Below are 24,450 nucleotides of genomic sequence, written 5' to 3' on the forward strand. Positions count from 1 at the left end.
TTAAGCGGCAATAGATTTTCTTCCCAATAAATTAATGGCTATAAACGAAACCACGACGGCTGCTACCCCATAACAAGTGTAAACAATGCTGCTGTTTTGATTGGAGACCGAAATGGCCAACACAGCCCAGATGCCCACAAGGCCATAAGTATATAACTTTTTTGTATAAACTACCAATACGTTAACTAATCCCGCTGTACACAACATAATAACGGTCCAGTTTATAGCCGGAATTCCCCAGCCGCTCCAACCCAATTTAGTAAGATACGCGGCAACATCAGCTATAAATGCTACAGATACCCAGCCAAAGTAGATGGAAAATGGCCAGTAGACACATAGCAAGGTTTTAGTATTGGCCGATCTATTACTTAATATTCCGGCGTTTTGTAAGATCTTTAACAATGAAATGAACAATAAAGTCATCAACAGAACTGATAATCCTATCTGATCGTAAAGCCAAACCACCACCCATAAAGCGTTGGCTATACAAGACAAAACAAACCACCAGCCAATTTTTGATGTGGTTTGATCGCCTTTTTCATTAACGGTATTCCAGCTGTAATAAATAAAACCAGCCAAACCCAAATAGATTACTCCCCATATAGAAAACGCGTATCCTGCTGGTGTGAAGTAATTTTCATACCTGTCAGAAACTGTCTTCATCGTATTACCGTTGATCAATCCCGTGTTAGAGAGGTAATTTACGGCTATAGTGATAGCCAAAGCCAGGGTATTGCTAATTGATAATGTTTTTCTCATAAACAGATGCATTCAAAAATAAAGCCGAATATACGTCAAACTAAGCCGTAAGCATATATGCTGAGTTTGGCGCACAACTTGTAACTATATGGTTCCGGCATCCTTGCAAAACAAAACTCAATCTTCTTTATTATATAAATACATCAATATATCATCTATCATGAATAAATTTACCAGAACACTGGCGTTTTCTATAGGCATTGCAGCAATCACTAATGCGGCCAATGCACAAAGCACCATGAAAAAAGATATTGCAGGCGCTATGCAGATCCAGGGCATGTTTCGCGAGAGCAAGTTGGGGCCGCTTAACGGTATTTTAAATGCTAACGGCATCCCATCGTTGCCGGATAACAATTACTGGATAAACCTGTCAATGAACCACGTGCATAAAAAATTTGTATTTGAGGACGGTATCGGTGGAAGTTTCACCTCCACTTCGGCGCCTAACAGCACAAACGGTATCCATGCCAAGTACAACCAATTGCAGGTTTATACAAGGGCCGGCTATAACGTTGCCGCACGTGAAAACATGCGTTTGTTTCCTTTTGTGGGATTAAATTTTTCGCAAGCCCTGTTGCGGATCCGAGATGACAAACGCACGCAAAGCACCTCGGACTTTTCGCAGGAATTGTTAAATTCAACATCCAGTAAAACGTTGTGGAATCCCCGCTTCGGATTGGAGTTTGGCGGTGGTTTTGATTACCTTATCCCGGTAAAAGACAAACAGGTAGACAACTATACCATCCATCGCAATATCCCTATCGGCGTTAGAATAGGTTATTATCTTCAAGCCACAAACAGTAACTGGAAAATTGACAATAACTACAACCTTAACAACGGACCTAACAATAAGCAAAGTGGTGTTTTTGTGAATGTTAATATTGGGTTGGGGTATAAGGTGCAAAGGCCGTAAGGCAATCAACTCTCTTAAACAAACAAAGCCTAATTCAATTATATTCATATTTGCTTAAAAGTCTTGATTATGAAAAAAGTTATTTCATTATTTATATGCCTATTAATTTGCTTGTCGGTTTACGCACAAAGTGAAAAAGGGATGGCGGTTCCTTTGGCCAAAAATGAAAGAAAATCGGACGGAACATCAGAAAATAATTACTCAAAAAGCAACAACAAAATCAATGTTGCTAATAACGATATTAAGTCAGATAAAGCAAGTATTCTTCATATAAATTGGTATGGTCAAAGCTTATCCGTTTTGGGCAGCAGAGGAGTGCCGGCTACTTTTTTCGGTGACATGAAAACTTTTGCCGGTGGTGTGCTGACAGAATATGATCCTGACAGTGCGGTGGCGCGGGATGCATATTACGGTACTGGACTTATCGCTGTGCCTACTACGGGAAAAGATCGCACTAAACCGGCAGCGGCAATCATCAAGAAACTCATTCACGACGAAAACGGTACCGCTGCGGGAAGTCATGTTACAATGTTGGTTAACGCAACGGGGGTGTCAGGTGAAAACTTTAACAACCTTTCGCTTAAAACAGGAAAGCCTTACCGCCGATTATTGGAGTCTATCAAATACGCGCATGACTTTGCGTTGAAAGAAAGGAAAAACTACGATCTGTTGTGTGTAGGCTATTTTCAAGGCGAGGCTAGTTCGGATAAAAACAAGACCTATGTTCAATGGTACGGAAATTTAAAATCACTGTTCACTGGTCTCAATACGGATATTAAGGCGCTTTTAGGTAAAACCAAAGATCAGTGGTTTGTAACTTATCAAATAGCATCATTCGCTAAAAACACTGCAAACAACACCCAGGCTAGCGTCCAACCCTCATTGGCAACGTTACAAATTTCGATGGATATGCCAAACGTGATTTTTGGCACAGCTATGTATCAGTATAAATACTCAGATGCGCTGCACCTAACGTACGATGACTTTATGGTTATGGATGCTACAGTAGGAGTAGCAATAAAACGGAGTGCGATAGACGGTAAAAAGATGGAGCCGATAAAGCCACTGTCATGGAAGGTTGATAAAAGCACGGATAATACAAAATGGGTACTCTCAATGAAAATGCACGTCCCCTCAGGGAATCTGGTTCTTGATACATCTATCAATTCACAGTTCACTACGCCTTCTTCAACCTACGGTTTTTTGCTATTAAACGCTTTAGGCGTGAATATCATTAAAAAAGTAACTATTTCGGGCGGCAATACGCTGATTTTTGAGTGTGTGGAAAACCCAAAAGATTTAAAACTTACATACTGTATTGATGGGGTTGTATCAGGTGGCAATTTAAGAGATACTCAAGGCGACACGATCACAACCGTAACAGATAAGGGAATAAAAAGAGTTGATAATTGGTGTCCTATCTTTGAACTATATTTATAACGCTCCACTGTTCACTACCATAATTATACAGTCTCTTAAAAACATGCTCTTTTGTCCCTTCTGGTTAAGTCGTTACCGGTTAGGTTTAACCGCAATAATTGCGCACAGCTGATCGTCGCCATCCAGTGTGCTGGTGCATTAGAGGGAAGTTGGATAGGCCAATACCTGATGACTTGGTATAAGCCGAAATGAGGAGGACCCGAATAAGTGTATACCCTCTTAATTTGGGGAAGTTGCTGATCATACCTAAAGAACGCAAACGGCATTGGGAAGATAAACGACAGCGATATCTAATAGTACGGCGTGCGCATACCACTTCAATGCAGCTGCTACTTCTTCAGCTTGAACAACCGGTGATACGATTTCAAACGCAACGCTATTTCCGTACAACAAAAACTTGTCCCATACCGGTGTAAATGGCAGGCTGAGGTCATGCACTAAAATCTTCACTGAAAGCGAATTATTGCTGATGATATTGTCAGCAAAATAGAAATCGGTCATACTTCAAATTAACAAAATAGATTATCATAGTTTATTACCGTATCACATTAAATTAGATGTTAGCCATGTAAATGAAATTTATTTTTCATTCTATCCTTATGTAGCGAAATTGAAACGCCTCCTTCCTTTATCTGTTGCCAGATTGTTTTCATGGACGCATAGTATTCAATAACCCTATCATAACGGTAAATGTAACTGGATAGAAGAACATGAAGTTCCATAAGTAGTTTTCTCGCTAAATCGATGCCTAAAACGCTTATAAGTTCGTCAGAGCGTTCTTTGACAAAGTTTGATTGGACTTTCTTAATATTATTAATCTCCTCTTGAGCCTTTTTTAATAATAATTCGGGGCTTGTCCGCCCAAGCGTCTCTAATAGATCAACTAAAAAATAAACAACTATATCTGCCTTCTCTCTTTCTAATAATTGCGGATTCACAGATATTAATGTGATCCTTAATTCTTCATGGGAATTCCAAAGAGGATAAAAATTATCATTGATATCCTCGATATTATTTGAAATTCTATTATTCAATTCCTGCAGGGCTTGAATATCCGCAATATTGGATATTACTTTGTTGAACGACTCCAAATGTTGCTTAGTGCCAAACAACGGACGGATGCCAGAGAAATATGCTTCAAACAAAATTGGGTTGTTTACAAATTTTAAAACTTTTAGTTGAGGATAAAATATTAATGGATAATCAGGAGCAGAATTCACTTCAGTTTCATTCAATTGTGAAATGAATCCATTATTAATATCCATCATTAGCAGATCCAAATTCTCTTTATATTGACTTCTTACTTTGCTTCGTTTCCGGGAGGAAAGGATATGGTTTAACAATAAAGTCAGAAAAAACACTAAAACAGGTGTGCCCACTGAAAATAGTTCAGCTCTAGATAATTTGGCCGAAGCTGCTATATTATCTATAATATCCGGATAGCTTTTTTTAAGGGAATCAAGTGTTGATATAACAGGTAAGAGCGGGATTAAATTAATCATCGTGACAAGACAGATTTATACATGCAAATTATCCTTTTTTGCACCAGCGGCAGTATAAAAAAAAGAAAAAACTTAAAAAAAAATATTTGTCGAAACGTATTGTTACAACGTTACAGCGTTACAAATTGTGTTACTTAATTGAATATCAATTTTTTGTGTTGTAACACTCAGTAACAGTTGTAACAATAGCGAAACAGTTTGTAACGTTACAATTCGTATTGTTACACGTTTTGTTACAAAATTTTCGCCTTTTAACTTCAAGTTAATCAGATATTTACCTTACAAAATTTAATTCTGTAACAGTTGTAACACTCTTTTCTTATAAAAAAGAAATTTAGAGAATTATAAAACGCAAAATAAAGTTTGGCAAAAAGCAAAAATTCGCGCGAACAGCTACCCTCTCCCATCAAAAGAAGGTGCGGCTTTCGCCAATAAAGAAAAAATCGTTCTTAGATCATATGGTGTTCGGTCACTGTTGCTCCCTCTTTAAAGGCTTTAGAAGCAGGTTTTGAAATGTCACCAAATCAAAACCTGCCTTAAAGTACCCAGCGCCGGAGTCGAACCGGCACGGTTTCCCACAGGTGTTTGAGACCAGCGCGTCTACCAATTCCGCCAGCTGGGCGTGCTGTTGAGGGTGGATTTAAGTCCTCAGAAGCGGGATGCAAATGTATTTAAACTCTCCTTAATTCGCAACAGATATTTTTGCCTGAAATAAATATTTGCAATATTGTTTAACTTACTCTCTTTGGCTTTATCGTCCAGCTGCTCGTAACCTGCTGTAAGTGTGCTTAATTGATCGTTCAGGTCGCCCTCAATGGCAAGCACCTCATTGGTTAAATGTGATAGTTCATCTTTATCATCTGTCTCCATTAGTCGCTCGTTTATATCCATCATCTCCATCAAAAAATCGCCGGGAAGCTGCGGTTTAGCCCCGTCGCTTACCAGCTCGTGTTGGCGCAGAATATATTCCAGTCTTTTATTGGGATCTGATAATGTCTGATAAGCTTTATTATTAATGGTAGACAGCTCCAATATTTCCTGCTGCTTTTCCTCGCTCTCATTAGCGTGAAAATCAGGGTGATATTCTTTACTTAGCTCGTAAAATTTCTTTCTCAAAAAAGCTGCGTCCAGATTAAAGCTTTCCGGTATGGCGTAAAAATCAAAATAGTTGATCATAAGGCAAAGTTATACGTTTTAGGTGGTAGGTGTTAAGTAAAAGCGTAAAACTTACGCCGTATTACGTACAACCTATAAAAAATCTATCTTTGCTCAAAATAAAGCCTGATATGTTATTTGACCAGATGCGGCAAAAGCCGTTTTTTATACTTGGCCCATGCCAAATGGAGAGCCAGGATTTGCTATTTACGGTTGCCGAAAAGGTGGCTTACATAGGACAGAAATATAGTGTCCCGGTTGTTTTTAAATCATCTTTTGATAAGGCTAACCGTACCTCTATCCACTCACAACGCGGGCCCGGCATTGAAAAAGGCATGGAGATGCTACAAAAAGTAAAAGAGCAGTTTGGCTTACCCGTTACTACTGATATTCATGAACCATTGCATGCGGATATAGCCGCTCAGGTAGTTGATGTTTTACAGATACCGGCCTTTTTATGCCGCCAAACAGATTTGCTGGTGGCCGCTGCTAAAACGGGAAAGATAGTGAATGTTAAAAAAGCTCAGTTCCTTTCGGGCCAGGATATGTTTTACCCTGCACAAAAGGTAATTGAAGCAGGCAATGAGCAGGTGATACTAACCGAGCGTGGCAACATGTATGGCTACAACAACCTGGTGGTTGATTTTAGAAATATCTATGACATGAAAGGCTTTGGTTATCCGGTTTGCATGGACTGCACTCATAGTGTGCAGCGTCCGGGTGGTGCCGGTGGCAAAACCGGTGGCGACCGCACTTTTGTACCCATGATGGCGCTTGCAGCTAAAGCTTTTGATGCCGATGGTTACTTTATGGAGGCGCACCCTGACCCGGATAATGCCCTGAGCGACGGCCCTAACATGGTTAAGCTTCACTTGTTGGAAGAAGTGATTAAACCATTGCTGTAAGTTTCAATTGATAACTCTAAAATGAAAGCGATAGCTAAACGTGTTTTTGATATTGAGATTGAGAGCCTGCAGAAGGTAGCTGCCTCTTTGGATGATACCTTTACCAATGTTGTACAAGCCATACTGCAATGCAGCGGAAAGGTTATTGTGGCAGGCGTAGGTAAGTCGGGGATTGTTGGGAAGAAGATATCTGCTACTTTGGCAAGCACAGGAACACCCAGCTTTTTTCTGCATCCCGGCGACGCTTTTCATGGCGACCTGGGTATAGTAGGAACCAATGATGCTGTGTTACTGATATCCTACTCTGGCGAGACCGATGAACTGCTGCGCATCATCCCATTTTTAAAATGGAACAATAACCTTATTATCAGCATAACGGGCAACGCGGCATCAACCATAGCTAAAAACAGTAGCTACCATTTAAACGGCACTATAACGCGCGAGGCCTGCCCACTGGCCCTTGCGCCTACATCATCAACCACGGCGGCTTTGGTAATGGGCGATGCTTTGGCGGTTGCCCTGATGGAGCAGCGCGGTTTTAAGGAAGAAGACTTTGCCCGGTTTCATCCCGGCGGTAGTTTGGGCCGTAAGCTGCTTACCAAGGTTAAGGACCTTATGCGTAGCGACGACCTGCCTTTTATAGCAAATGAAGCCGCTTTTACCGATGTTTTAATGCGCATGTCTACCGGGCGATTGGGACTGGTGATTGTTGGCAATGCCGATAGGGTAGAAGGCATTATCACAGACGGCGACCTGCGCCGTGCTTTGCTTAAGAATCCTGATACTTCAAAGCTGAGCGTTGAAGATATGATGACAGCCAACCCGGTTGTTGTTAATGATGACGAGTTTATCAGCGCGGCTGAGCAGGTGATGATGGAGAAGAAAATAACCACCCTGTTAGTAGGCTCAACAGAACAACGAAGCATTAGTGGTGTATACCAGATCTACAACACCGCGCAGTAACGTTTGTCTCACGCGGGTGTGAGACAGATCGGGACAAAGTGGGACACCTTTTTAGTAAGTATTTGACAATTAGTAGTTTGATGTTTTAAGTGGGACAAATTGAGACTACTTATAAGTCAGGGATTTTAACTGTAAAATTGCTATAAGTTGTTGAAAATCAATTTATTGTTAAATGCCTGCTTTTTGTCCCAATATGTCTCGTCCTGAAATAGGTTTAGCCTTTTCGTCCAATACCGGTTAAGGCACCAGTAGGTAATACATTAACCAACATATAGCTCCCCCTAAAATGGCTATCAGCAGGCCGTTTACTTTTTTCTTCTTTAAAAACAAAAGCATCACCAACCCACTTAACGAGATCAGAATTAGGAATACTGCCGAAACATCAATTAGCCAGCCCCAGCTCTTACCCGTGTCACGGCCCTTATGCAGATCGTTTAATACGGCACCCATTCCCATTTTAAGTTCCGTCAATTCAAATTTTCCGTCCTTTCGTTCAATAAAGGCATTGGCGCTATAGCCCGGGCCTTTAAAGGATATGGAACATTGGTCGTCCTGAATCATAAAATCACTTACATAGCCTTTAATGCTATAGCTTTTCCTCAACAGTTCAACAATTTCCAGTTTTTTTATGTGGGAGGTATCGGTGGCGTTCACCCAGGCAATAGGTACATTTCCGGTGTATTTCTGTTCAATTTCTTTTCCGTCAAACCAGGCGGCATGGTTAAGGGTAAGCCCCGTTACCGAAAAGAAAAGCACCACCACAAAGCTGAGCATTGACAGGTAAATATGCAGCCAGCGCGAAAACGAAGCGGTTTTTTTCTCAAAAACGCTTTTGGGTTGTTTTATCGTCGTATCAGTTATGGTCCTCTTTCTCATTCTGCTTTTTTACGAAGATCTATTGACGCTGAGCTAACCTCGATATTTCCTGCTATGTCAAAATGCTGCGGCTGCGGTTTACTTACCGTTATATCCTGTTGCATCAGCTGATGGGTGCCATGTTCACGTGCAGCCTCAATGTACACCGTATAAGTTCCCTGTTTAACCAAATTGCCCTTATCATCTTTACCGTCCCATTTAAGCGTGTATTTACCTGCCGGCCTGGTGGCGCTCGTTGTTGAGCTGACTGATGGCTTATCAGTAATCATATCTCTATAATAAATTGCATACCATGATCGCAGATCCCACACATACTTCTCCTTATCTGTACGCATCCAAAGCGCTATTTGGCGCACAGGCTTTTTATCGGCATCAACTAACCAAACCGCAATATAGGGGCGATTGGAGCGCATACCCTGTTGCGTTGCCAGTTCTATATTAATGGCCAATTCATAATTCGGGTCCCAGCTTTGTTGTATAACCGATGCTAAAGGTGTTGTAATTTCAGTTTTTACAGATGGGCGTTCCAGTTTTTTCCAACCCGCACTTTCTACACGTTTGCCATCGGCAGTTATCAGCATAAACTCGGCACCCGGTACGGTTGCTACCAATTTTTCACCTTCTGCGGGGGTTAATACATTTAGGGCAGTTGCTAACGCGCCTGCATCGGTAGCGTTAGCGGCTACCACCGTTGCACTTATAACCCCGCTTGCCGGTTGGCCGGTACGTGGATCAATTATATGCGAATACCAAACGCCCCCGATCTGCTCACCACGGCGATAATTACCGCTTGTTGCCACCGTTTTACCGGAGATCATTAACTCCGCTATCGGAGCAGCGTTCTCGTAGTCGGCTTTAGGGTCGCTTACGTTTATTTGCTCGGTATGGTCGCCACGTATCAAAATATCGCCGCCAATATTCAACACTAACCCGTTAACTCCACTAACGGCCATGGCAACTTTCGCGGCTTTATTCATGATATAGCTTTTGGTGAACGAGTTGAGCATTAAAGGAGCGTCATCAGTACGAAGCGCGGTATGCGCAGTAGCATCTAACACATAATGCTGCTGATTTACCTGCGCCAGTGCTGCTTTTAATGGAACGGTAGAAGGCAGGCTATTTTTAGCGGCAGCTTCGCGCCAAACCTTGTTGATGGTTTCGGCTGATGCATTGAGCGCGCCGCCTGTTTTTTCGTGCCAGGTATCAAACAAAGCTAATACTTCATAGAGCTCGGTTGACACCTTTACAGGTTTTTGCGGAGCGCGCATCCAACTGCTAAACTCACTGCCGGCGTCGTATCCGCTTAGAATTTTATTTAACCTGTCTATTTCTGCCAAAGCCGCTGCCTCGGCCTTTCGGGCGCCGGCATCGGTTTGGGATTTTATTTTAATTTCAAAAGATGTACCCAGCACATTTTCAAAGTTAGCTATGTACAGTTTGTTTTTAGGGGGTGTGGCGGCTTTGGTAGCTACCGCAAGCATTATAAATGCTGCAAGGGCAAATAGGTGTATCCTCATGTTCATTTAAGTTCGACTTAAAAGTATATAAAAAATATAATGCACACCATTAAAGTAGACCAATGCGCGTATTTGCGAGACGAAATTGTAAGGGGTTAAGTTAAATGGCAGGGGCACAGCCCGGTAACTAAAAATGTTAAATTACTTTTCTTAATGTGTTAAATTACGCTATCTTTGCCACTCATTAAAAATCCTAATGCGGAAGTGGCGTAATTGGTAGCCGCACCAGACTTAGGATCTGGCGCTTCACGGCGTGGGGGTTCGAGTCCCTTCTTCCGCACATTCTTTGCAAAGCCATAACCGGCGGCGAAAGATTTTAAAAAGCTGTTAACTGAATAAGTTAGCAGCTTTTTTGTTAATTTAACTTCGAAAAATTACTTATCATGACTGGAAGTGAAAAGAGAGTTTTAATGAACAATACCATAAAGGAAATAACAATTCCATTTTTAAGAGAACAGGGCTTCAAGGGATCTCTCCCTCATTTTAGAAGATTTCAAGATGATCGGATTAATCTTTTAACTTTTCAATTTAGTTTAAATTCATCAAAATTTGTCGTAGAAATATCTAATTGTTCTCCAAATGGAATCGTGACACCATGGGGCAAGGAGATTAGTCCGTCAAAATGTAGTGCTCATGATATGTATAAACGACTTAGGATTGGCAGTATAAAAAATAAAGGTGACTACTGGTTTGATTTTAGTAAAGAGCCTCTTTTGGGTAATATCTATAAAAAAAGAGCAAAAGAGATAATTGATTTGTGGGATGAAGCCGAGATGTGGTGGAAAGAAGATCCACTGGAACAGCGATTCGCAATGGCGCCGTCAAATTAACATTCCCCAATTATCGATTTGATTACTAATAAAATATCCTCAAGGTGTTCTAACACCTGCACAGGTTCCGCACTTAATGAAAGAAACCCGGTCAGCAATGGCTGGGTTTTTTGTTTTAAGGTTACTGAGACAGTACCAACGGGAGCTGAACATTAATCATAGCTTACGTTGCGAGTAGTAATTTACGTGTTGTCTAAATTTAATTATCATTTAGTATATTTGATTGTTCGAGTATATCTTGATAATTGTTGCTTTAACAGACCATTTGACAATCAGTTAGGTATACGCGTTAAACTTGAAACTGACGCTAAATTGTATGTTCAGACGATTATTAAAGAGCGGAAGATAGAATTGGCCTGGTCGTATATCCTCGACTTTGAAAATGAAGCTAATCCTTTTTTGGAACGGAAATATACGATAGAAAAGTGGAAATATTTGTCGGTTATTGACGTTGAAGAAACAAAGCAAATATTGCAATTAGCGGAAAGCTTCGTCGATAAAGGACTCAGAGGTAAAGATGCGCTCCATATTGGATGCGCTATTGAAGCACAATGCAGGTATTTTTTAACAACTGATAGCCTTATACTGAAAAAGTTAAAAGGCATAGAGGAGATCAATGTGATTAATCCCGTTGAATTCATCACCGAAATAGAGGAACTATGAGTACTATAACAGATACAGATATCAAAAAAAGAGGCTTGGGTGCGCTAATGGATGCTTTGGGTGAAGTTGACGCAGAGCGTTTTATAATGCTGCTCAATCGCGACCCGTTTGATTATACGAGTTGGCAACATAACTCATTCAAAAATACAGATATCCGGCAAATAAGCGCCGAAGCTATGGAGATGCGTAAAACTAAGAAATAGGAAAATTACTTCACGACGTGGGGGCTCCAGTCCTTTCTTCCGCACTTAATGAAAAAAAACCCGGTCAGAAATGGTCGGGTTTTTTGTTTTTATTTCCTTCGAACCAATTTATCTAACCAACTATCCCGTTCTTTGACAACCCCTAAGTATTTGTGATACCTTAAACCGGAAGTTTCGGCAGTTGCATTTTGTTCTGCTAATGCTTCAAAATAGGCAGCCTTTTCAAAATCCTTTCTGTAACTATATATAATCGAAAGAATAGAGTATCCTTTGTAATTTCTCAATTGGAAAAAAGGATGTATTAACTCTTTCTATTATAGTTTTCTCAACAAAATCATAAAATTCTGTTTTTTGGGTTTTTACAACCAATTCTGAGAAGTCACTGTAGGCTTGTGTTTTTACCTGGGGATATACCAACTCAAAGTCAAGAGCCTCTTTGTAGTAATTTATAGCTTTATCGAGATTTCCTTTCAGTTTGTAAATATCTCCTAATGTCACGAGCGAACCGGGGCGATTAAATCTATCGTCGGGGTACTCTGCAAATAATTTATTGATAAGTTCTTCAGCAACATCAAGTAGCTGAGGATTTTCGGTTGCAGTTAATTCGATTGCCTGAATTTTCAAATATTGAGCACGACTATATTTTCTTGCGCGTGCAAGCTTTGCGAAGAAATATTCTTCATCTGACTTCGACCAGCTTTTATGCCTATACCAATCTGACATATTTAACGCAAGAAGTATAATTTAAGTATGCTAATCGACCACTATACCATACATTGCCATCGCTATAGTAAATTGTTACCTCCATAATTTACTACTGGCTTGCTATTTGCCTATCTTCTGAAAATAATATCAAGATACTTATGAAAAAGCTAATTTTATATACCGGAATTGTAGCCTCGTTAATGTTTACAGGCAACCTGGCAAAAGCACAGGTAAGCGACCAGGGTAAAGGCGCAATAATTGGTGGTGCAGCCGGCGCAGTTGTTGGCGGCATTGCAGGTAAAAATGTGGGCGGCGCGTTAATTGGAGGTGCCATTGGTGCAGGCGGCGGTTACGTTGTAGGTAACGAAACCCGCAAGGCCCGCGAAAAAAGAGAACGTGCGGCTTACCGCAAAGCATACTATAAAAAACATGGTCATTATCCAAACGCTTACGTTTACGTAAAGCCAAAAAACTAAGAGATTACGCTCTTAATAGAATGAAACCCGATCAGAAATGGTCGGGTTTTTTGTTGATATCATGCATAATCAAAAAGCCGGTAATTGTTAGTTACCGGCTTTTTTGTGCAGTTAAATATGCTTATTTTACTCGCTCGGTATATTCTCCGGTGCGTGTATCTACCCTTATTTTATCGCCTTGGTTCACAAAAAGAGGAACTCTAACTTCAATGCCATTATCTGTTGTTGCCAACTTAAGTGCGCCCGATGAGGTATCACCTTTAACTGCGGGCTCTGAGTAGGTAATTTCCAGTTCTACAAAATTAGGGGCCTGCGCCATAATGGGTTCTTCGCTTTCAAACGAAACGATCACGCTCATGCCTTCTTTCAGAAATTTTACAGCCGGGCCAAAAAGTGCTTTCGGAATGGTATGCTGCTCAAAGCTTACATTGTCCATAATCACCATAAAATCGCCATCTTCATACAAGTATTGAAAGTCATTGGTTTCAACACGGCAAATCTCTACTTGCTCGTCTGTGCCTAAACGTGCCTCTACAATTTTACCGGTTTTAATATTTCTAAACTTGTCCAGATAAAATGCCCCACCTTTTCCCGGGGTGCGGTGCATTACTTCAGTAACGGTTACCAGTTCGCCATTGAAGCGTAGTATATTGCCTACTTTAATTTCGGATGCTTTTGCCATTATATATATTTTTCAAAATTGAGCCCAAAGATAAACTAACTTATGATATAGGAAAGGATGGCCCAACTATTTGGATTCTTAATGCTAATTATTACCTCATTCAAAATCCCACCAAACAGTACGCTTAGGCGCATCACCCAAAGTATATGGCTCGCCAATACGCGGAACGTTTAACGCAATCCCCGCCTTTTCAGCTGCCGGGATCAATTTTTCTATAGGTTCGTTCCAGGGATGATCGGCAGCTACAAATTTGCCCCAGTGGATAGGTTGTAGCAAACGCGCCTGCAGGTCGGTGGCTGCCTTGGCAGTTTCGCCGAATGTAAGGTGCGTCCATGCCCAATTTGGGCTGTATTGCCCGCATTCTAATAGTGCAAGGTCAAAAGGGCCATATTGCTTACCTATTTGCTTAAAATGCGGCCCATAGCCGCCATCGCCACCATAAAATAACTTGTATTGGCCTGCCTGTATTACATATGCTGCCCAAAGTGTTTTATTGGCTGTATTGTAGGTTGTTCGATTGCTTTTGTGCTGTGCAGGGGCGGCCGTTATTGTAAGGCCACCTGGTAACGTTGCAGATTGGTTCCAGTTTAGTTCGATGATCTTTTTACCGTCAAACCCCCAGTAACGCAGATCTGCGCCTACACCCACCGGCACTATGGCCATTTTAATGCGATTTTTTAATTTTTTCAGCGTGCGAAAATCAAGATGATCATAATGGTCATGCGATATAATGAGCACATCAATTGGCGGCATGTCCTCGGCGTTATAGTTCGTGGTGCCTTTAAAAGCCGTAACCAGGCCTGGTACCGGCCCCGCATGATTACTAAAAATAGGATCAATAAGGATATTACCCTGCCCGGTTTTGATCAGCAAAGAGGAGTGACCGAACCAAACAACGGTAGGGGCAGGAGCAGCCAATGCTTTGAGGTCAGTTTTAACCCATGGCAGCGGTTTTGATGGTCGGATGGTGGAGGGCCGCTTATGCAGAAAGAGCCAGCGCTTGTAAGTGACTGCCGAGTCGAGCCGTTCGCTGAGGTTTTGAAAAGCGCCTTTTTTGTAATTCGGCAAGGTGTCCCACCCATTAAGTGCGGCACCCTTGGGATTCCTTCCCACTGAACGTATAGGGCCACAGCTCACACTTGCTGCTAACCACAATAAAATAATGCCATAAGCTAAATAGCTTCTTCTCATTCCCCCTCGAAATGCAAATAACGCGCCAAGGTGTGTTATTATTTCAATTTTAACGTGGTGATGTAATATTGTTACCGCGAGAAACTAAACTTTAATTATCTTGGTTGTACTAATAAATCAATATACCATGGAAATAAAACGCAGCGGCTCGCAATCTTCGGGAAAAGGCCCTTTAGAATATTTTACCGGCTCAGTACGTATCGACCCGTTATTTGCCCCGCCCGAGCCTGCCCGCGTTGCCATGGCACTTGTTACTTTTGAGCCCGGAGCGCGCACTGCCTGGCATACGCATCCATTGGGTCAGACGCTAATTGTTACAGCAGGTGCAGGCTGGGTACAGCGCGAGGGAGAGGAACGGCTGGATATCAGCCAGGGCGATGTAGTATATTTTTCGCCCGGCGAAAAGCATTGGCACGGTGCCACAGCTACTACGGCCATGAGCCACATAGCTATACAAGAAAAACTTAACGGATCGCCGGTTGACTGGATGGAACAGGTGACGGATGAGCAATACGGTGTTTAACTGCTATTAAAAAAGCCGCTTACGTATAAATAAGCGGCTTTTTAGTCAAAATATCTTATTAATCAAATACATATTTAGCCAGCCAAAGCTTTTTAAAATCTTCGTCGTGACCTAAATAGGTTACGCTGTTTTCGGCTTTGTTAAAGTATGATTTGAAATCTTTGCGCAGGTAATATTTCTCATCGCCAAGGGTTTTGAACTCGCCAATTGTATTGGCAGCCAGATCAATTTTTGCAATGCGCGGGAAATACACTGCGTATAATGAAGGCGAACCATCATAGTACGCGTTTAAAAACGATTGGTATCCCTTAACGCCTTTAACTTCCTGAATTTCCCAATAAATGCTCTTTCCGTCTTTACTCAGGCGAAAATCCTGGAGCATATCAAAGATCTCGCTCTTTTTATCGTTGTTAAGCTTACCTACACCGAACTGCGTTTTAAGTTGCCCTGCCTTGTCAAAATAAAGGCAAACCAGATCTTCGTAAGATTTTACCGGATTACCCATGCCCATATTAACAGAACTTGTTAATTGCCCGGCTATTAAATATTCCTGGTTGGGTGTGATGAAGAAATTCTCAACAAAAAACCTGTTGCCTTTATATACCGATGCGCCTTTACCCGATGCTACAAACTTTGATTTAAAAGCATCTATGGCGGCTGTCGAGGCAAAATCAAGTTGGTTGCCGGTAAACTTAAGCAAATGAAAGCTGTCCATTTTTTCCTCAGCATTTTTTTGCCATTTAATATCAACCTTATTTGCGCCGCCCTGCGTAGAGCCGGGATTGTAAATAGATGCAAATTCTGAAAAGACTTCGTCGAAAGCATCGGATGATTTGGTAGATGTGCCGCAGAAGTAAATCGAGCCCATGGCTTCGTTTACGTTCATAATAAGCAGGTTGGTTGATGGACTTTTAAAAGTGGCCTTCGTTTTAAATTCACCCTTTTGGCTGTATCTTAAATACGTGTAGCTGCTTGCATCGCCGTTACCTTTTTCGGGTGCAAATACCATTACAACATCATTGCTTCCCTGTAATTGGTCGCAATACACCAGCGTTTGTGCGCCGGTCAGCTCAACAGGCGTTTCTTTTATTTCCAGATTGCTGTTCACATTCAAAACATAGTATTGGTTACCCAGTTTTTTGTCTTTGTTGTCATTAGCTGCCAGGATAAACAGATCATCCTGGGCGCCTTGCGTTTCGGTTACAAAAGAAGCATAGCCTTTGTAAGTTTTACCGTTATCGTTTTTAGGTTTAATGGCCTCGTTCTTTAACACCTTGCTAACTACGTAAGCCTGCTTTTCATGGCTCCAGCTTTTTATAAGCTCTTTACGGTTAAGCTTTAATTTCATGCTTAATACATCAAATGATGATGAACCACCCACATAGGCAAAAAACTGAGTAACATTTATATCCGGTTTTTCCTCTTTTGCCACATTGGTGTTCTCCACTTTAACAAATTTGTTGGCGGCATCAAAACTGTACGTTTCAAACAGTGCATCGCTGTTCTTTTTTTCTCCAGGTATTTTATAGGTGATGCTTAACGCGTTGTTTGTGTTTTTAACATCGTATAAATAACCTTTATAAGCCTGTTTTGATAATTCTTTTACTGTCTCCTGTGCCTTAATTTGCGTTGCCGTTAACAGTAGCAGCAATGGCAATAAACTGATCTTTTTCATTTTTTATGTGATAAGACGATTAAAGTGTGCGTTTAGCTGTAAATGTTCCTTGATTGTCTGATCCTTTGTAAGTTCCGTCAATCTGGTCAGACGTAATGGTACCGGTAACAGTAGTGGTAGGGCCGCAGTTGCAGTTAATGGTGTTGCCGCTTATGGTGCCATCTGAAGTAGAGATAGAGCCCGAAGCATTGTCTTTTGACAAACCAAACCAAGTGTTGGTTTTGCCGGAAGTAATGATATTAAGCACCGAGCTTTGCAACACGCCCGAATTCTTTTTCCCTTCGGTTGTACCCAGGTAGCATTTTATCAAATTGTCTGAGGTTTCTTTAATGAGTTGAAAAGAAATAGTAGGGTGACCCGGAATAGTGTAAGAAGATGTAGATGGGTTGGTGCCATTAGCCTGCACAGTAAAAGTGAAAGAGTAGTTTTGACCGCCAGCAGTACCGGTAAAGCCTGCAGTTAACGGTGTACCGCTTGCCCACACTGCGGTAGAACTTAAATTGATGGTTTGTCCGTCTAATACTAAGGTAGCCGCAATGGTTGAGCCTCCGTTCAATACGTCAATACTAATGGTTCCGGTTGAACCTACTACTACGCCTTTGTAAACGCCTTTGCTTATAACGTTGTTTTCAGCCTTCGCATCGGGTGCGGTTTTGCAATTGGCGCAGGTAAAGGTCGGTTCGTTAGATTGTTTGTCTTTTTTGCAGCTTACGGCGCTCAACAGTATGCAGCAGGTAAAGGCGTAATAAATACTTTGTTTTAGTGTTTCCATGATTTTGCTTTTAAGGGTGATTTTTTATTTCTCAAACCTAATCAGCAAGCGGGTGGGCATCAATTACACTTTAGTTGTAATTGTAAGGGTCGGAGCGTTACCAGGTGATACCGCCTTTAGTAATTTTATTAAGCGCATCAGTACGGGAGTTTACCTGCAGCTTATCATAAATATTGTGGATGTGTTTGCGTACTGTTTCTATGCTGATAAACAAAAGGCCCGATATTTCTTTATAACGATAACCTTTTGACAGGTACTGTAAGATCTCTTGTTCACGCACCGATAGTTTCTGTAATTCTGAATTAGCGTTTTTATCGGGTTGAAACGAAGCAACTACCTTGCGTGCTATCTGGCTGCTCATGGGCGCGCCGCCATTATAGGCGTCGGTAATGGCATCCAGTATTTTTACAGGCGAAGATGATTTTGAGATATACCCTGCTGCGCCCGCTTTAAGGGCGTTGAATATGCTTTCGTTATCTTCAAGCGAAGTACACATTACGAAGTGTGTATCTATACATTGTTGCTTTAACTTACCAACACAGCTTATGCCTGATTGGCCGGGCAGGTGGATGTCTACCAAAACCACATCCGGGTTAAGCAAGGGGATGGAAGTGATGGCGTCCTCCGCATTTTCAAATGCGCCGGCACAACTAAACCCGCTGCTGCCATTTATAAGTACCACAAGCACATCGCGCAGGTCCTGCTGGTCTTCTATTATCGCCACATTTATTGCCATGCTATAAAATTATACCTATATAACAATACCATCAATTACACTAAAGTAGTATTATGGTATTGGGGCATATTCGTGTTAAGCCAGTTGTATACTGGTTTGTATGGTTGTACCCTGGCCCAAGCCGGAGTTAATTGTAAATTTTCCGCCTATTGATTGCATCCGCTGCTGCATATTACGCAACCCATTGCCTTTGCGTTTCAACTCATCGGCTTCAAAGCCTTTACCACTATCTGTAACGCTAACGGTTAGCAAGCCGTCCTTAAAAGTAAGCCCGATAGTTATTTTGTCGCAATTGGCATGTTTCACACAATTGTGCAGGGCTTCTTTAATGGTTAAGAATATATTGCGCTGTGTTTGTTGCGATATGCGCACATAAGGCACATCGTGTTGTATATCCAACTCAGTTTTAACCAACAGGCCGTCAAGGTAGTCTGAACAGTGCTCGCGTATACGTGCCACCAAATTATCAAGGGTAGCATTTTCCGGGTTAAGCACCCAAATAAGATCGCGCATATTGTCTACCAACTCCTGCGATATTTGCTTTATGCTGCTGATCTCTTTAGTTCCGTAGCCGCTTGTTTTTATTTTCTCCTCTATCATGCCCGACATCAAAATGATCTTTGACAGGCCCGAGCCCATATCATCATGTATATCTTTAGCAATACGTGTGCGTTCTTGTTTTTCGGTGTCGGCTATCGCCTTCAGTTTATCTAATTGCTGCCTTGCGCGCTGCCGATTATTGTACAAATAGCCAAAAATTACCAAACTGATAGTTACACCTGTTATAGTTAATACCTGGTAATTTCTTTTTTGCAGCTGCAATTGCTGCTGTTCAATATTAAGCGAGCTTATTTGCTGTTGTTGTTTTAATGTGACGATCTGATTTTCCTTTTTCTCGGTTTCATAGCGGGTTTGCATTTCTGCCATTTGGCTTGAGCGTTCCACATTGATATATTCGTCTTTAACGGCAATAAATTTATTCTTTAGTTCTAAAGCTTTTTGCAAATCACCTATTCCCGCATAATCATCTGCCAGGCTACCGTAAGCTTCTACCATAATATTGGTCGCTTTAATATCTTCGGCAATTTTTAAGCCTCTGGTATTAAATTCTATTGCTTTAGGGTAATTGCTCATTAAGGCATACACATTGCCCATATTATTAAGGTTAGCGGCCACAAAAAAACGATCACCCAATTTTTCAGAATATATAAGCGACCGGTTATAATACTCAAGCGATTGGGGAAATTTTTTCTGGAATTTATATACGATACCAATATTATTTAAGCTAAGCGCTATCCTGTCAGGTATGTTCAGCTTTTGGTAAATAGCAAGCGCTTTTTTATAAACCGCCAAGGCATTATCATATTTCAATTGCTGTTCGTAAATAATACCCCTGTTATTATAACAGTCGGCTAATAACGATTGATCTTTAATTGCTATGGCTATATCCTGTGCCTTATCATAGTAGGATAGGGCCTGCGTGAAGTTTTTCTGTTCCTCGTAAAGTGCGCCTATGTTTTTTAAGATCTTCCCGGTGCGTTGTTTGTCGCCGGTTACTTCGGTCATTTTTATAGCCAGCTGATAATTCTTCAGTGCTTCAACACTTTCGCCCAATTGTGAATAAGCCTTGCCTAAACTATTATACAGAACTATTTTGATGACGTTTTCTTTGTTTTTTTGAGCCAGGGTAAGCCGAGCTTCTAAAACAGAAATAGCTTGCCGGTAGTCGGCTTTTCGGTAAAGCGAATCAGATTTTAATATAGCGGGATCTTCTGCAAATGAAAAAAGAGGAAGACAAAGGAATGCAAAAAAACGTAAGCAGAATTTCTGCAATAATGCACAATACCGTGTCTTCATCAATTAAAATTGTAATGGTTTATAAAGCGGGAGCTTGTGCAATATAAACAATTATAATCGCAATAGGGTGTTAACCATATGTATAGATGTAAGCCTGAGCGATAGCAGCTACCACTAATTAACAATACGCCCCATACTTATTAATAAATATCAGGCTTATTATTAACAGTTTATACAAAATACTCGTTATTGAAGATGCTTGAGCACAAAATCTGCTGAGTAAGCTTTTACCATATTTCTCACGCTTCTAAACTCATCCAGTATTTGCTCTGCCGAACCTGTTGCCTTTGCAGGGTCAGGAAAGTTTTGATGAAAGCGCTGCACATTACCGGGGAAGTAGGGGCAAGCCTCGTTAGCATTATCACATACGGTTATAACTGCATCAAAATCTATAGCGGCGTATTCGTTCACATTGTTGGATGTATTACCGGATATATCGATATCATCTTCTGCCATAACCTTAATGGCCTTAGGGTTAACGCCATGGGTTTCTATACCCGCGCTGTAGATCTGTGCGGCATCACCAGCAAAAAACTGTAAATATCCGTGTGCCATTTGGCTGCGACAGCTATTGCCTGTGCATAGTACTAAAACTTTCTTCATATATATAAATTACACTAATAACCATATAAGATTGATGATGAAGAATTTTGCATCCCAACCAAAGATCAATTGCAAAACCACAACTGATGTTGTGATTACAATTGCCTTTTTATATTTAATAATAACGGCTAACATTTAACAGCAGCCCGAACCAGGTGTACAACAATCAGTAGCAACCGCCAGATTTTTTAATTGGGTAATTGGTTTAGCTGCTGTAACGGGTGTGCAGCACTCATCGCCTTTTTCATCGGTACCGCAGCTGCCACCTCTTTCAATTGCCTTGCACTGCACTGTGTCGGGCCGAAGATCCACCACAAGATTATCTCCCTCAATAAGCAAAGCCTGCGGCAGCATTTGCCGCGTATCAAATTTTGAGTTACCAAACTCTATTTTAACTATGCCATTTGGGTTTAAGGGTAAAGCTTTTTCAACCACAGTAATTATAGATAGCGCTTTGCTTACTTGCATGGCTCTTTCTGTTGCTTTACCCAAAGGTTCCCAAAGCTGCACTATAATTTCGGTCCAGGCATTCATTACGCCACCACAGTCTACAGAGGTGATGGGTGCTTGTTTTATCTCTGTTATATGATAAGCGGCACCTACCCATTTGTCTTCGGCGTATTTAAATTGTAGCGTTAACGCTGTATTGGCAATTAATTGTTCTTTAAACATTTGCCATTTTATTGTTTCCATGCTAACTGTATATAATGTGTTATTGCAATATTACGATGGTTGTATTCAAATTTTTTTAGCAGCAGCTTTTAGGCTCGGTATACGAATCGAAAAACTTATTCAAGTTTGTTTTTAACATGGCCCAGGCCTTAGGCTCAATACAGTAGCAAACGCTTGCACCTTCAATGGTGCCTTGTATAAGCCCTGCATTTTTCAGTTCTTTTAAGTGTTGCGATATGGTTGCTTGCGCAAGTCCCAGTTCATCTACCAAATCACCGCAAATACAGGCATTGGCTTTTATAATGTGTTCCAGGATAGCAATGCGTGCCGGATGCGCAATAGCTTTCAGCATAACCGCTAAACGGTTTTGCTCATCAGAGAATATATCTGTACGTGTTACGCCCATTATTATATCGCAATATTACGATATGATAATTTGAATAGCAAATCGTTAAAGGATTTTGTTGAAAATGAAGCCTTTTCAGTTAAATTTTAGTTCAAAACGGGTAGAATTTTATAACTGAAATTACGGTAAAATCGCAGTAAAAAACACGTTTGTCAGCAAAGTGTCATTGTGTTAAATTGGTGTAAAAATGGCGTTAGAATTAAAATTTGGCACTTTTTGGTCTGTTTTAGGTTTATGTTAGTGTGTTTGTTACACAATTGAATTTTCTTATTGTATTTTATACACTAAGCTGATTGAAGATATTGTAATTTGTACACCTTGTTGTTTGAAAATATGAAAAAATAGCATCCCTTATTACCCATTGTTATGAAATTTTCATAAAAATTCAAATTTATTTGCCAAATCATTAACGTTGCCTTACTTTTGTTATGGATTTAAAATTTAAGACTATGAAAAAATTATTTATTACAGCAGCAATCGCTACAATGTTTAGTGTAACTGCGTTCGCAGATGGTGGAAAAAAAGCTAAAGCTGATGGTGAGAAAAACGTATCATATACTGCACTTACCAAATTCTCTGCCGAATTTGAAAATGCTTCAAATGTTGTTTGGACAGTAACTCCAAACTGCCAAAAAGTTGAGTTTGTTACCGAAAGCGGAAAATTCACTGCATTTTATGACCTTGAAGGAGATTACCTTGGTCGCACCCAAGAAGTATCTTTATTGCTTTTACCTGAAACTAACCGTAAAGAGATTAAAGCTAAATACGCCGACTATACTGTTAGCCATGTTATACAATACGAAAATACTACTGTAGAGCCATTGGTTTATTTTGTTGACCTGGTAAAAGGAAATAAAGAGGTTATTTTGAAAGCAGTTCCAAATGAAGGCCTTGCTTTTTTTCAAGCTATTAAATAAGCACATTACAAGTTACCCTTTTTAGTTTTTGTTTCCGTCCTGATTTTATCAGGGCGGATTTTTTTTCTTAAAAAATATTGGAACAATAAAAAAGCCTTCCGGAATTAGGGAAGGCTTTTTTATTAGAACATAAGAGGTAAATTAGCGAGGACCGCCACCACCTTGCATACGTGCGGCTTGTGCTTTTTCGTAAGCTGCAAACTGGTCAGCAGTTAAAATAGTTTTTAACTTTGCGGTCGTAGCTGCAGTAATCGGAGCCATTTTTTCTCTCATAGCACCAAAATCGCCATTTAAAGCAGTAGTTAAACTATCTCTGCTTTTAGCAGCAGTTTGGTAAACAACCATTAATTTAGCTGTTTGATCATCGGTGATACCTGTAACTGAAGTTTTTAAACGCTCAATTTGTTGTTCAGGTGTACCACCTCTTCTGCCGCCGCCCTGGCCACCGCCTTGTGCGAAGCTAACAGCGCTGATGCCTAATACGAAAGCGCCTACTAATAATACTTTTTTCATTTTTCTACGGTTTTTATTGTTTTAGTGTAAGATAAAGGTATACGCTAAAGGTTTAATTTTTACTATGTAACTTAAATGTTGCTGTATAAAATCATCAACTTTTGACGCCATTATTTATCCCCGCAATAGAATGATCTAATTTTTATTTTGCTGTAAATTGCTTATTGATCTTTGCATCTGCGCCATCATATTGGTGAGGCTTTCCATGGTAGGCTCTGGCGTAGGCTCTGGTAATTGCATAGATATATAGGCTTTGGCCTTCCATAATTCAAGCACATCCTCCCCGTTTATTTCGTAAGGATCGTAAACAGGATTGTCTGATACCAGCTTTAGTTTCTTATTGTCTTTAAATTTATTGCCTATGCGTTTATAAACCACGCCTTCCGTTTTTGATACCACCACATACGTTTGGCCGGGTTTAACATCTGCCCAGTTCTCAACATATTCGCCTATTATGGTTGTGCCTGATGTTAGCGGCAGCATAGAGTCGCCATTAATTTCAAAAGCCCGGTAAGTCCCTTGTTTAAACATCGGCAAATAGAACTTGGGCAGCTTGGCCACATATTCCGGATCAGCATATCCATTTAAATAACCGGCGGCGGCTTTTACAGGCACCATTTCTATATTCTCGTTATCTTCTTTATCTACTGATATGCTGAGAATGCGCAAATTATCAGGATTGCCTTTCGGTTTGGGCGCCCATTTTTCGTTTATTTCTTCATTAATAAAGTCGTCAAGACTAATATCAAAATATATTGCTATTTTTTTTAGTAAGTCATACTTGGGTTCTGCGCGTTCTTCTTCATACGCACCCACTAATGACCGTTTTATACCTACCTCATCTGCAAACTGTTGCTGGGTAAGACCTTTTTTCTTCCGGAGGAATTTAATATTTAAAGAAATATTTGCCATAAAACTTGGAATTGCTAAAATAATTAGTAATTTTATGCTCATAAAGTTAGTAATTATTTTTTCATCAGCAAATTTTATTATCAA

At 40.6% G+C, this 24,450-nt stretch carries 28 protein-coding genes and 2 tRNA genes; 11 read left to right on the top strand and 19 right to left on the bottom strand.

What is annotated here, in order from left to right:
• Positions 1-759, bottom strand: coding sequence for a hypothetical protein (locus ACVW2L_RS03850; RefSeq protein ID WP_457126636.1), 759 nt, complete (start codon positions 757-759; stop codon positions 1-3).
• A gap of 160 nt (positions 760-919) precedes the next feature.
• On the opposite strand from ACVW2L_RS03850, the gene ACVW2L_RS03855 reads away from it, so the two are divergent.
• Together ACVW2L_RS03855 and ACVW2L_RS03860 are read left to right on the top strand one after the other, a co-directional pair.
• Entirely contained in the window at positions 920-1,672 is a 753-nt protein-coding gene (locus tag ACVW2L_RS03855; RefSeq protein ID WP_457126637.1) for a hypothetical protein, read from the top strand.
• 69 nt (positions 1,673-1,741) lie between these two features.
• Positions 1,742-3,112 (top strand): sialate O-acetylesterase, encoded by a 1,371-nt coding sequence (locus ACVW2L_RS03860; protein ID WP_457126638.1) that lies wholly within the window; start codon positions 1,742-1,744, stop codon positions 3,110-3,112.
• 246 nt (positions 3,113-3,358) lie between these two features.
• Here the strand turns inward: ACVW2L_RS03860 and ACVW2L_RS03865 are convergent, their stop codons facing one another.
• The 4 genes from ACVW2L_RS03865 to hscB form a co-directional block, all read right to left on the bottom strand.
• Positions 3,359-3,613 (bottom strand): hypothetical protein, encoded by a 255-nt coding sequence (locus ACVW2L_RS03865; RefSeq protein ID WP_457126639.1) that lies wholly within the window; start codon positions 3,611-3,613, stop codon positions 3,359-3,361.
• A gap of 59 nt (positions 3,614-3,672) precedes the next feature.
• Positions 3,673-4,614 carry a hypothetical protein gene (locus ACVW2L_RS03870; protein ID WP_457126640.1) on the bottom strand — a complete coding sequence of 314 codons (942 nt, stop codon included), beginning with the start codon at positions 4,612-4,614 and terminating at the stop codon, positions 3,673-3,675.
• Between the two features lie 542 nt (positions 4,615-5,156).
• A tRNA-Leu gene (locus tag ACVW2L_RS03875) sits at positions 5,157-5,236 on the bottom strand.
• A 26-nt stretch (positions 5,237-5,262) separates the two neighbouring features.
• On the bottom strand, positions 5,263-5,790 hold the full coding sequence (gene hscB / locus ACVW2L_RS03880; RefSeq protein WP_457126641.1) for a Fe-S protein assembly co-chaperone HscB: 528 nt from the start codon (positions 5,788-5,790) through the stop codon (positions 5,263-5,265).
• Between the two features lie 89 nt (positions 5,791-5,879).
• On the opposite strand from hscB, the gene kdsA reads away from it, so the two are divergent.
• Together kdsA and ACVW2L_RS03890 are read left to right on the top strand one after the other, a co-directional pair.
• Positions 5,880-6,674 carry a 3-deoxy-8-phosphooctulonate synthase gene (gene kdsA / locus ACVW2L_RS03885; protein ID WP_457126642.1) on the top strand — a complete coding sequence of 265 codons (795 nt, stop codon included), beginning with the start codon at positions 5,880-5,882 and terminating at the stop codon, positions 6,672-6,674.
• 21 nt (positions 6,675-6,695) lie between these two features.
• Complete coding sequence (locus ACVW2L_RS03890) at positions 6,696-7,637, top strand: KpsF/GutQ family sugar-phosphate isomerase (protein WP_457126643.1); 942 nt, start codon at positions 6,696-6,698, stop codon at positions 7,635-7,637.
• A 237-nt stretch (positions 7,638-7,874) separates the two neighbouring features.
• Here ACVW2L_RS03890 and ACVW2L_RS03895 read toward each other — a convergent pair whose 3' ends face one another.
• The gene (locus tag ACVW2L_RS03895) at positions 7,875-8,513 is read right to left on the bottom strand and encodes a PepSY-associated TM helix domain-containing protein (protein WP_457126644.1); all 639 of its coding nucleotides are present in this window, start codon (positions 8,511-8,513) and stop codon (positions 7,875-7,877) included.
• Positions 8,510-10,030, bottom strand: coding sequence for a DUF2271 domain-containing protein (locus ACVW2L_RS03900; protein WP_457126645.1), 1,521 nt, complete (start codon positions 10,028-10,030; stop codon positions 8,510-8,512). The genes ACVW2L_RS03895 and ACVW2L_RS03900 overlap by 4 nt, the downstream gene beginning before the upstream one ends.
• Before the next feature lie 198 nt (positions 10,031-10,228).
• Here ACVW2L_RS03900 and ACVW2L_RS03905 point away from each other — a divergent pair.
• The 4 genes from ACVW2L_RS03905 (at position 10,229) to ACVW2L_RS03920 (ending at position 11,726) form a co-directional block, all read left to right on the top strand.
• Positions 10,229-10,310: transfer RNA gene (locus tag ACVW2L_RS03905), tRNA-Leu, on the top strand.
• A gap of 103 nt (positions 10,311-10,413) precedes the next feature.
• Positions 10,414-10,860, top strand: coding sequence for a DUF4304 domain-containing protein (locus ACVW2L_RS03910; protein WP_457126646.1), 447 nt, complete (start codon positions 10,414-10,416; stop codon positions 10,858-10,860).
• A gap of 219 nt (positions 10,861-11,079) precedes the next feature.
• A complete protein-coding gene (locus ACVW2L_RS03915) occupies positions 11,080-11,523 on the top strand; it encodes a hypothetical protein (protein ID WP_457126647.1) in 444 nt (147 codons plus the stop codon).
• Positions 11,520-11,726, top strand: a complete 207-nt coding sequence (locus ACVW2L_RS03920) for a hypothetical protein (RefSeq protein WP_457126648.1) — start codon at positions 11,520-11,522, stop codon at positions 11,724-11,726. Before ACVW2L_RS03915 ends, ACVW2L_RS03920 begins: the two co-directional genes overlap by 4 nt.
• Positions 11,727-11,966: 240 nt before the next feature.
• Here the strand turns inward: ACVW2L_RS03920 and ACVW2L_RS03925 are convergent, their stop codons facing one another.
• The gene (locus ACVW2L_RS03925) at positions 11,967-12,449 is read right to left on the bottom strand and encodes a hypothetical protein (RefSeq protein WP_457126649.1); all 483 of its coding nucleotides are present in this window, start codon (positions 12,447-12,449) and stop codon (positions 11,967-11,969) included.
• 140 nt (positions 12,450-12,589) lie between these two features.
• Between ACVW2L_RS03925 and ACVW2L_RS03930 the strand changes: the two genes are divergently transcribed.
• Complete coding sequence (locus ACVW2L_RS03930; protein ID WP_457126650.1) at positions 12,590-12,907, top strand: glycine zipper domain-containing protein; 318 nt, start codon at positions 12,590-12,592, stop codon at positions 12,905-12,907.
• A gap of 121 nt (positions 12,908-13,028) precedes the next feature.
• Here ACVW2L_RS03930 and efp read toward each other — a convergent pair whose 3' ends face one another.
• Together efp and ACVW2L_RS03940 are read right to left on the bottom strand one after the other, a co-directional pair.
• On the bottom strand, positions 13,029-13,589 hold the full coding sequence (gene efp / locus ACVW2L_RS03935) for an elongation factor P (protein WP_457126651.1): 561 nt from the start codon (positions 13,587-13,589) through the stop codon (positions 13,029-13,031).
• 96 nt (positions 13,590-13,685) lie between these two features.
• Positions 13,686-14,780 (bottom strand): MBL fold metallo-hydrolase, encoded by a 1,095-nt coding sequence (locus ACVW2L_RS03940; RefSeq protein ID WP_457126652.1) that lies wholly within the window; start codon positions 14,778-14,780, stop codon positions 13,686-13,688.
• 127 nt (positions 14,781-14,907) lie between these two features.
• Between ACVW2L_RS03940 and ACVW2L_RS03945 the strand changes: the two genes are divergently transcribed.
• The gene (locus ACVW2L_RS03945; protein WP_457126653.1) at positions 14,908-15,303 is read left to right on the top strand and encodes a (R)-mandelonitrile lyase; all 396 of its coding nucleotides are present in this window, start codon (positions 14,908-14,910) and stop codon (positions 15,301-15,303) included.
• 58 nt (positions 15,304-15,361) lie between these two features.
• Here ACVW2L_RS03945 and ACVW2L_RS03950 read toward each other — a convergent pair whose 3' ends face one another.
• From ACVW2L_RS03950 to ACVW2L_RS03980, 7 genes are all read right to left on the bottom strand, one after another.
• Complete coding sequence (locus tag ACVW2L_RS03950) at positions 15,362-16,978, bottom strand: hypothetical protein (RefSeq protein WP_457126654.1); 1,617 nt, start codon at positions 16,976-16,978, stop codon at positions 15,362-15,364.
• 19 nt (positions 16,979-16,997) lie between these two features.
• Positions 16,998-17,750 (bottom strand): hypothetical protein, encoded by a 753-nt coding sequence (locus tag ACVW2L_RS03955; protein ID WP_457126655.1) that lies wholly within the window; start codon positions 17,748-17,750, stop codon positions 16,998-17,000.
• Between the two features lie 97 nt (positions 17,751-17,847).
• Positions 17,848-18,486, bottom strand: a complete 639-nt coding sequence (locus tag ACVW2L_RS03960) for a response regulator transcription factor (protein WP_457126656.1) — start codon at positions 18,484-18,486, stop codon at positions 17,848-17,850.
• A 75-nt stretch (positions 18,487-18,561) separates the two neighbouring features.
• Positions 18,562-20,343, bottom strand: coding sequence for a tetratricopeptide repeat-containing sensor histidine kinase (locus ACVW2L_RS03965; protein WP_457126657.1), 1,782 nt, complete (start codon positions 20,341-20,343; stop codon positions 18,562-18,564).
• Positions 20,344-20,529: 186 nt separating this feature from the next.
• The gene (locus ACVW2L_RS03970) at positions 20,530-20,946 is read right to left on the bottom strand and encodes an arsenate reductase ArsC (protein ID WP_457126658.1); all 417 of its coding nucleotides are present in this window, start codon (positions 20,944-20,946) and stop codon (positions 20,530-20,532) included.
• Positions 20,947-21,081: 135 nt separating this feature from the next.
• The gene (locus ACVW2L_RS03975) at positions 21,082-21,639 is read right to left on the bottom strand and encodes a DUF6428 family protein (RefSeq protein ID WP_457126659.1); all 558 of its coding nucleotides are present in this window, start codon (positions 21,637-21,639) and stop codon (positions 21,082-21,084) included.
• Between the two features lie 55 nt (positions 21,640-21,694).
• The gene (locus tag ACVW2L_RS03980) at positions 21,695-22,024 is read right to left on the bottom strand and encodes an ArsR/SmtB family transcription factor (protein WP_457126660.1); all 330 of its coding nucleotides are present in this window, start codon (positions 22,022-22,024) and stop codon (positions 21,695-21,697) included.
• A gap of 449 nt (positions 22,025-22,473) precedes the next feature.
• Between ACVW2L_RS03980 and ACVW2L_RS03985 the strand changes: the two genes are divergently transcribed.
• A complete protein-coding gene (locus tag ACVW2L_RS03985) occupies positions 22,474-22,941 on the top strand; it encodes a hypothetical protein (protein WP_457126661.1) in 468 nt (155 codons plus the stop codon).
• Positions 22,942-23,082: 141 nt separating this feature from the next.
• On the opposite strand, the gene ACVW2L_RS03990 is transcribed toward ACVW2L_RS03985, so the two are convergent.
• A complete protein-coding gene (locus ACVW2L_RS03990; RefSeq protein WP_457126662.1) occupies positions 23,083-23,454 on the bottom strand; it encodes a hypothetical protein in 372 nt (123 codons plus the stop codon).
• 135 nt (positions 23,455-23,589) lie between these two features.
• A complete protein-coding gene (locus ACVW2L_RS03995) occupies positions 23,590-24,366 on the bottom strand; it encodes an XRE family transcriptional regulator (RefSeq protein ID WP_457126663.1) in 777 nt (258 codons plus the stop codon).
• Positions 24,367-24,450 lie beyond the last annotated feature (84 nt).

Source organism: Mucilaginibacter sp. HD30 (genome assembly GCF_054061755.1).

Excerpts from the sequence above, each read along its gene's own strand:
- ACVW2L_RS03850 (WP_457126636.1), bottom strand. The coding sequence starts at position 759 with ATGAGAAAAACATTATCAATTAGCAATACCCTGGCTTTGGCTATCACT.
- ACVW2L_RS03855 (WP_457126637.1), top strand. The coding sequence starts at position 920 with ATGAATAAATTTACCAGAACACTGGCGTTTTCTATAGGCATTGCAGCA.
- ACVW2L_RS03860 (WP_457126638.1), top strand. The coding sequence starts at position 1,742 with ATGAAAAAAGTTATTTCATTATTTATATGCCTATTAATTTGCTTGTCG.
- ACVW2L_RS03865 (WP_457126639.1), bottom strand. The coding sequence starts at position 3,613 with ATGACCGATTTCTATTTTGCTGACAATATCATCAGCAATAATTCGCTT.
- ACVW2L_RS03870 (WP_457126640.1), bottom strand. The coding sequence starts at position 4,614 with ATGATTAATTTAATCCCGCTCTTACCTGTTATATCAACACTTGATTCC.
- hscB (WP_457126641.1), bottom strand. The coding sequence starts at position 5,790 with ATGATCAACTATTTTGATTTTTACGCCATACCGGAAAGCTTTAATCTG.
- ACVW2L_RS03890 (WP_457126643.1), top strand. The coding sequence starts at position 6,696 with ATGAAAGCGATAGCTAAACGTGTTTTTGATATTGAGATTGAGAGCCTG.
- ACVW2L_RS03895 (WP_457126644.1), bottom strand. The coding sequence starts at position 8,513 with ATGAGAAAGAGGACCATAACTGATACGACGATAAAACAACCCAAAAGC.
- ACVW2L_RS03900 (WP_457126645.1), bottom strand. The coding sequence starts at position 10,030 with ATGAGGATACACCTATTTGCCCTTGCAGCATTTATAATGCTTGCGGTA.
- ACVW2L_RS03910 (WP_457126646.1), top strand. The coding sequence starts at position 10,414 with ATGACTGGAAGTGAAAAGAGAGTTTTAATGAACAATACCATAAAGGAA.
- ACVW2L_RS03920 (WP_457126648.1), top strand. The coding sequence starts at position 11,520 with ATGAGTACTATAACAGATACAGATATCAAAAAAAGAGGCTTGGGTGCG.
- ACVW2L_RS03925 (WP_457126649.1), bottom strand. The coding sequence starts at position 12,449 with ATGTCAGATTGGTATAGGCATAAAAGCTGGTCGAAGTCAGATGAAGAA.
- ACVW2L_RS03930 (WP_457126650.1), top strand. The coding sequence starts at position 12,590 with ATGAAAAAGCTAATTTTATATACCGGAATTGTAGCCTCGTTAATGTTT.
- efp (WP_457126651.1), bottom strand. The coding sequence starts at position 13,589 with ATGGCAAAAGCATCCGAAATTAAAGTAGGCAATATACTACGCTTCAAT.
- ACVW2L_RS03940 (WP_457126652.1), bottom strand. The coding sequence starts at position 14,780 with ATGAGAAGAAGCTATTTAGCTTATGGCATTATTTTATTGTGGTTAGCA.
- ACVW2L_RS03945 (WP_457126653.1), top strand. The coding sequence starts at position 14,908 with ATGGAAATAAAACGCAGCGGCTCGCAATCTTCGGGAAAAGGCCCTTTA.
- ACVW2L_RS03950 (WP_457126654.1), bottom strand. The coding sequence starts at position 16,978 with ATGAAAAAGATCAGTTTATTGCCATTGCTGCTACTGTTAACGGCAACG.
- ACVW2L_RS03955 (WP_457126655.1), bottom strand. The coding sequence starts at position 17,750 with ATGGAAACACTAAAACAAAGTATTTATTACGCCTTTACCTGCTGCATA.
- ACVW2L_RS03960 (WP_457126656.1), bottom strand. The coding sequence starts at position 18,486 with ATGGCAATAAATGTGGCGATAATAGAAGACCAGCAGGACCTGCGCGAT.
- ACVW2L_RS03965 (WP_457126657.1), bottom strand. The coding sequence starts at position 20,343 with ATGAAGACACGGTATTGTGCATTATTGCAGAAATTCTGCTTACGTTTT.
- ACVW2L_RS03970 (WP_457126658.1), bottom strand. The coding sequence starts at position 20,946 with ATGAAGAAAGTTTTAGTACTATGCACAGGCAATAGCTGTCGCAGCCAA.
- ACVW2L_RS03975 (WP_457126659.1), bottom strand. The coding sequence starts at position 21,639 with ATGGAAACAATAAAATGGCAAATGTTTAAAGAACAATTAATTGCCAAT.
- ACVW2L_RS03980 (WP_457126660.1), bottom strand. The coding sequence starts at position 22,024 with ATGGGCGTAACACGTACAGATATATTCTCTGATGAGCAAAACCGTTTA.
- ACVW2L_RS03985 (WP_457126661.1), top strand. The coding sequence starts at position 22,474 with ATGAAAAAATTATTTATTACAGCAGCAATCGCTACAATGTTTAGTGTA.
- ACVW2L_RS03990 (WP_457126662.1), bottom strand. The coding sequence starts at position 23,454 with ATGAAAAAAGTATTATTAGTAGGCGCTTTCGTATTAGGCATCAGCGCT.
- ACVW2L_RS03995 (WP_457126663.1), bottom strand. The coding sequence starts at position 24,366 with ATGGCAAATATTTCTTTAAATATTAAATTCCTCCGGAAGAAAAAAGGT.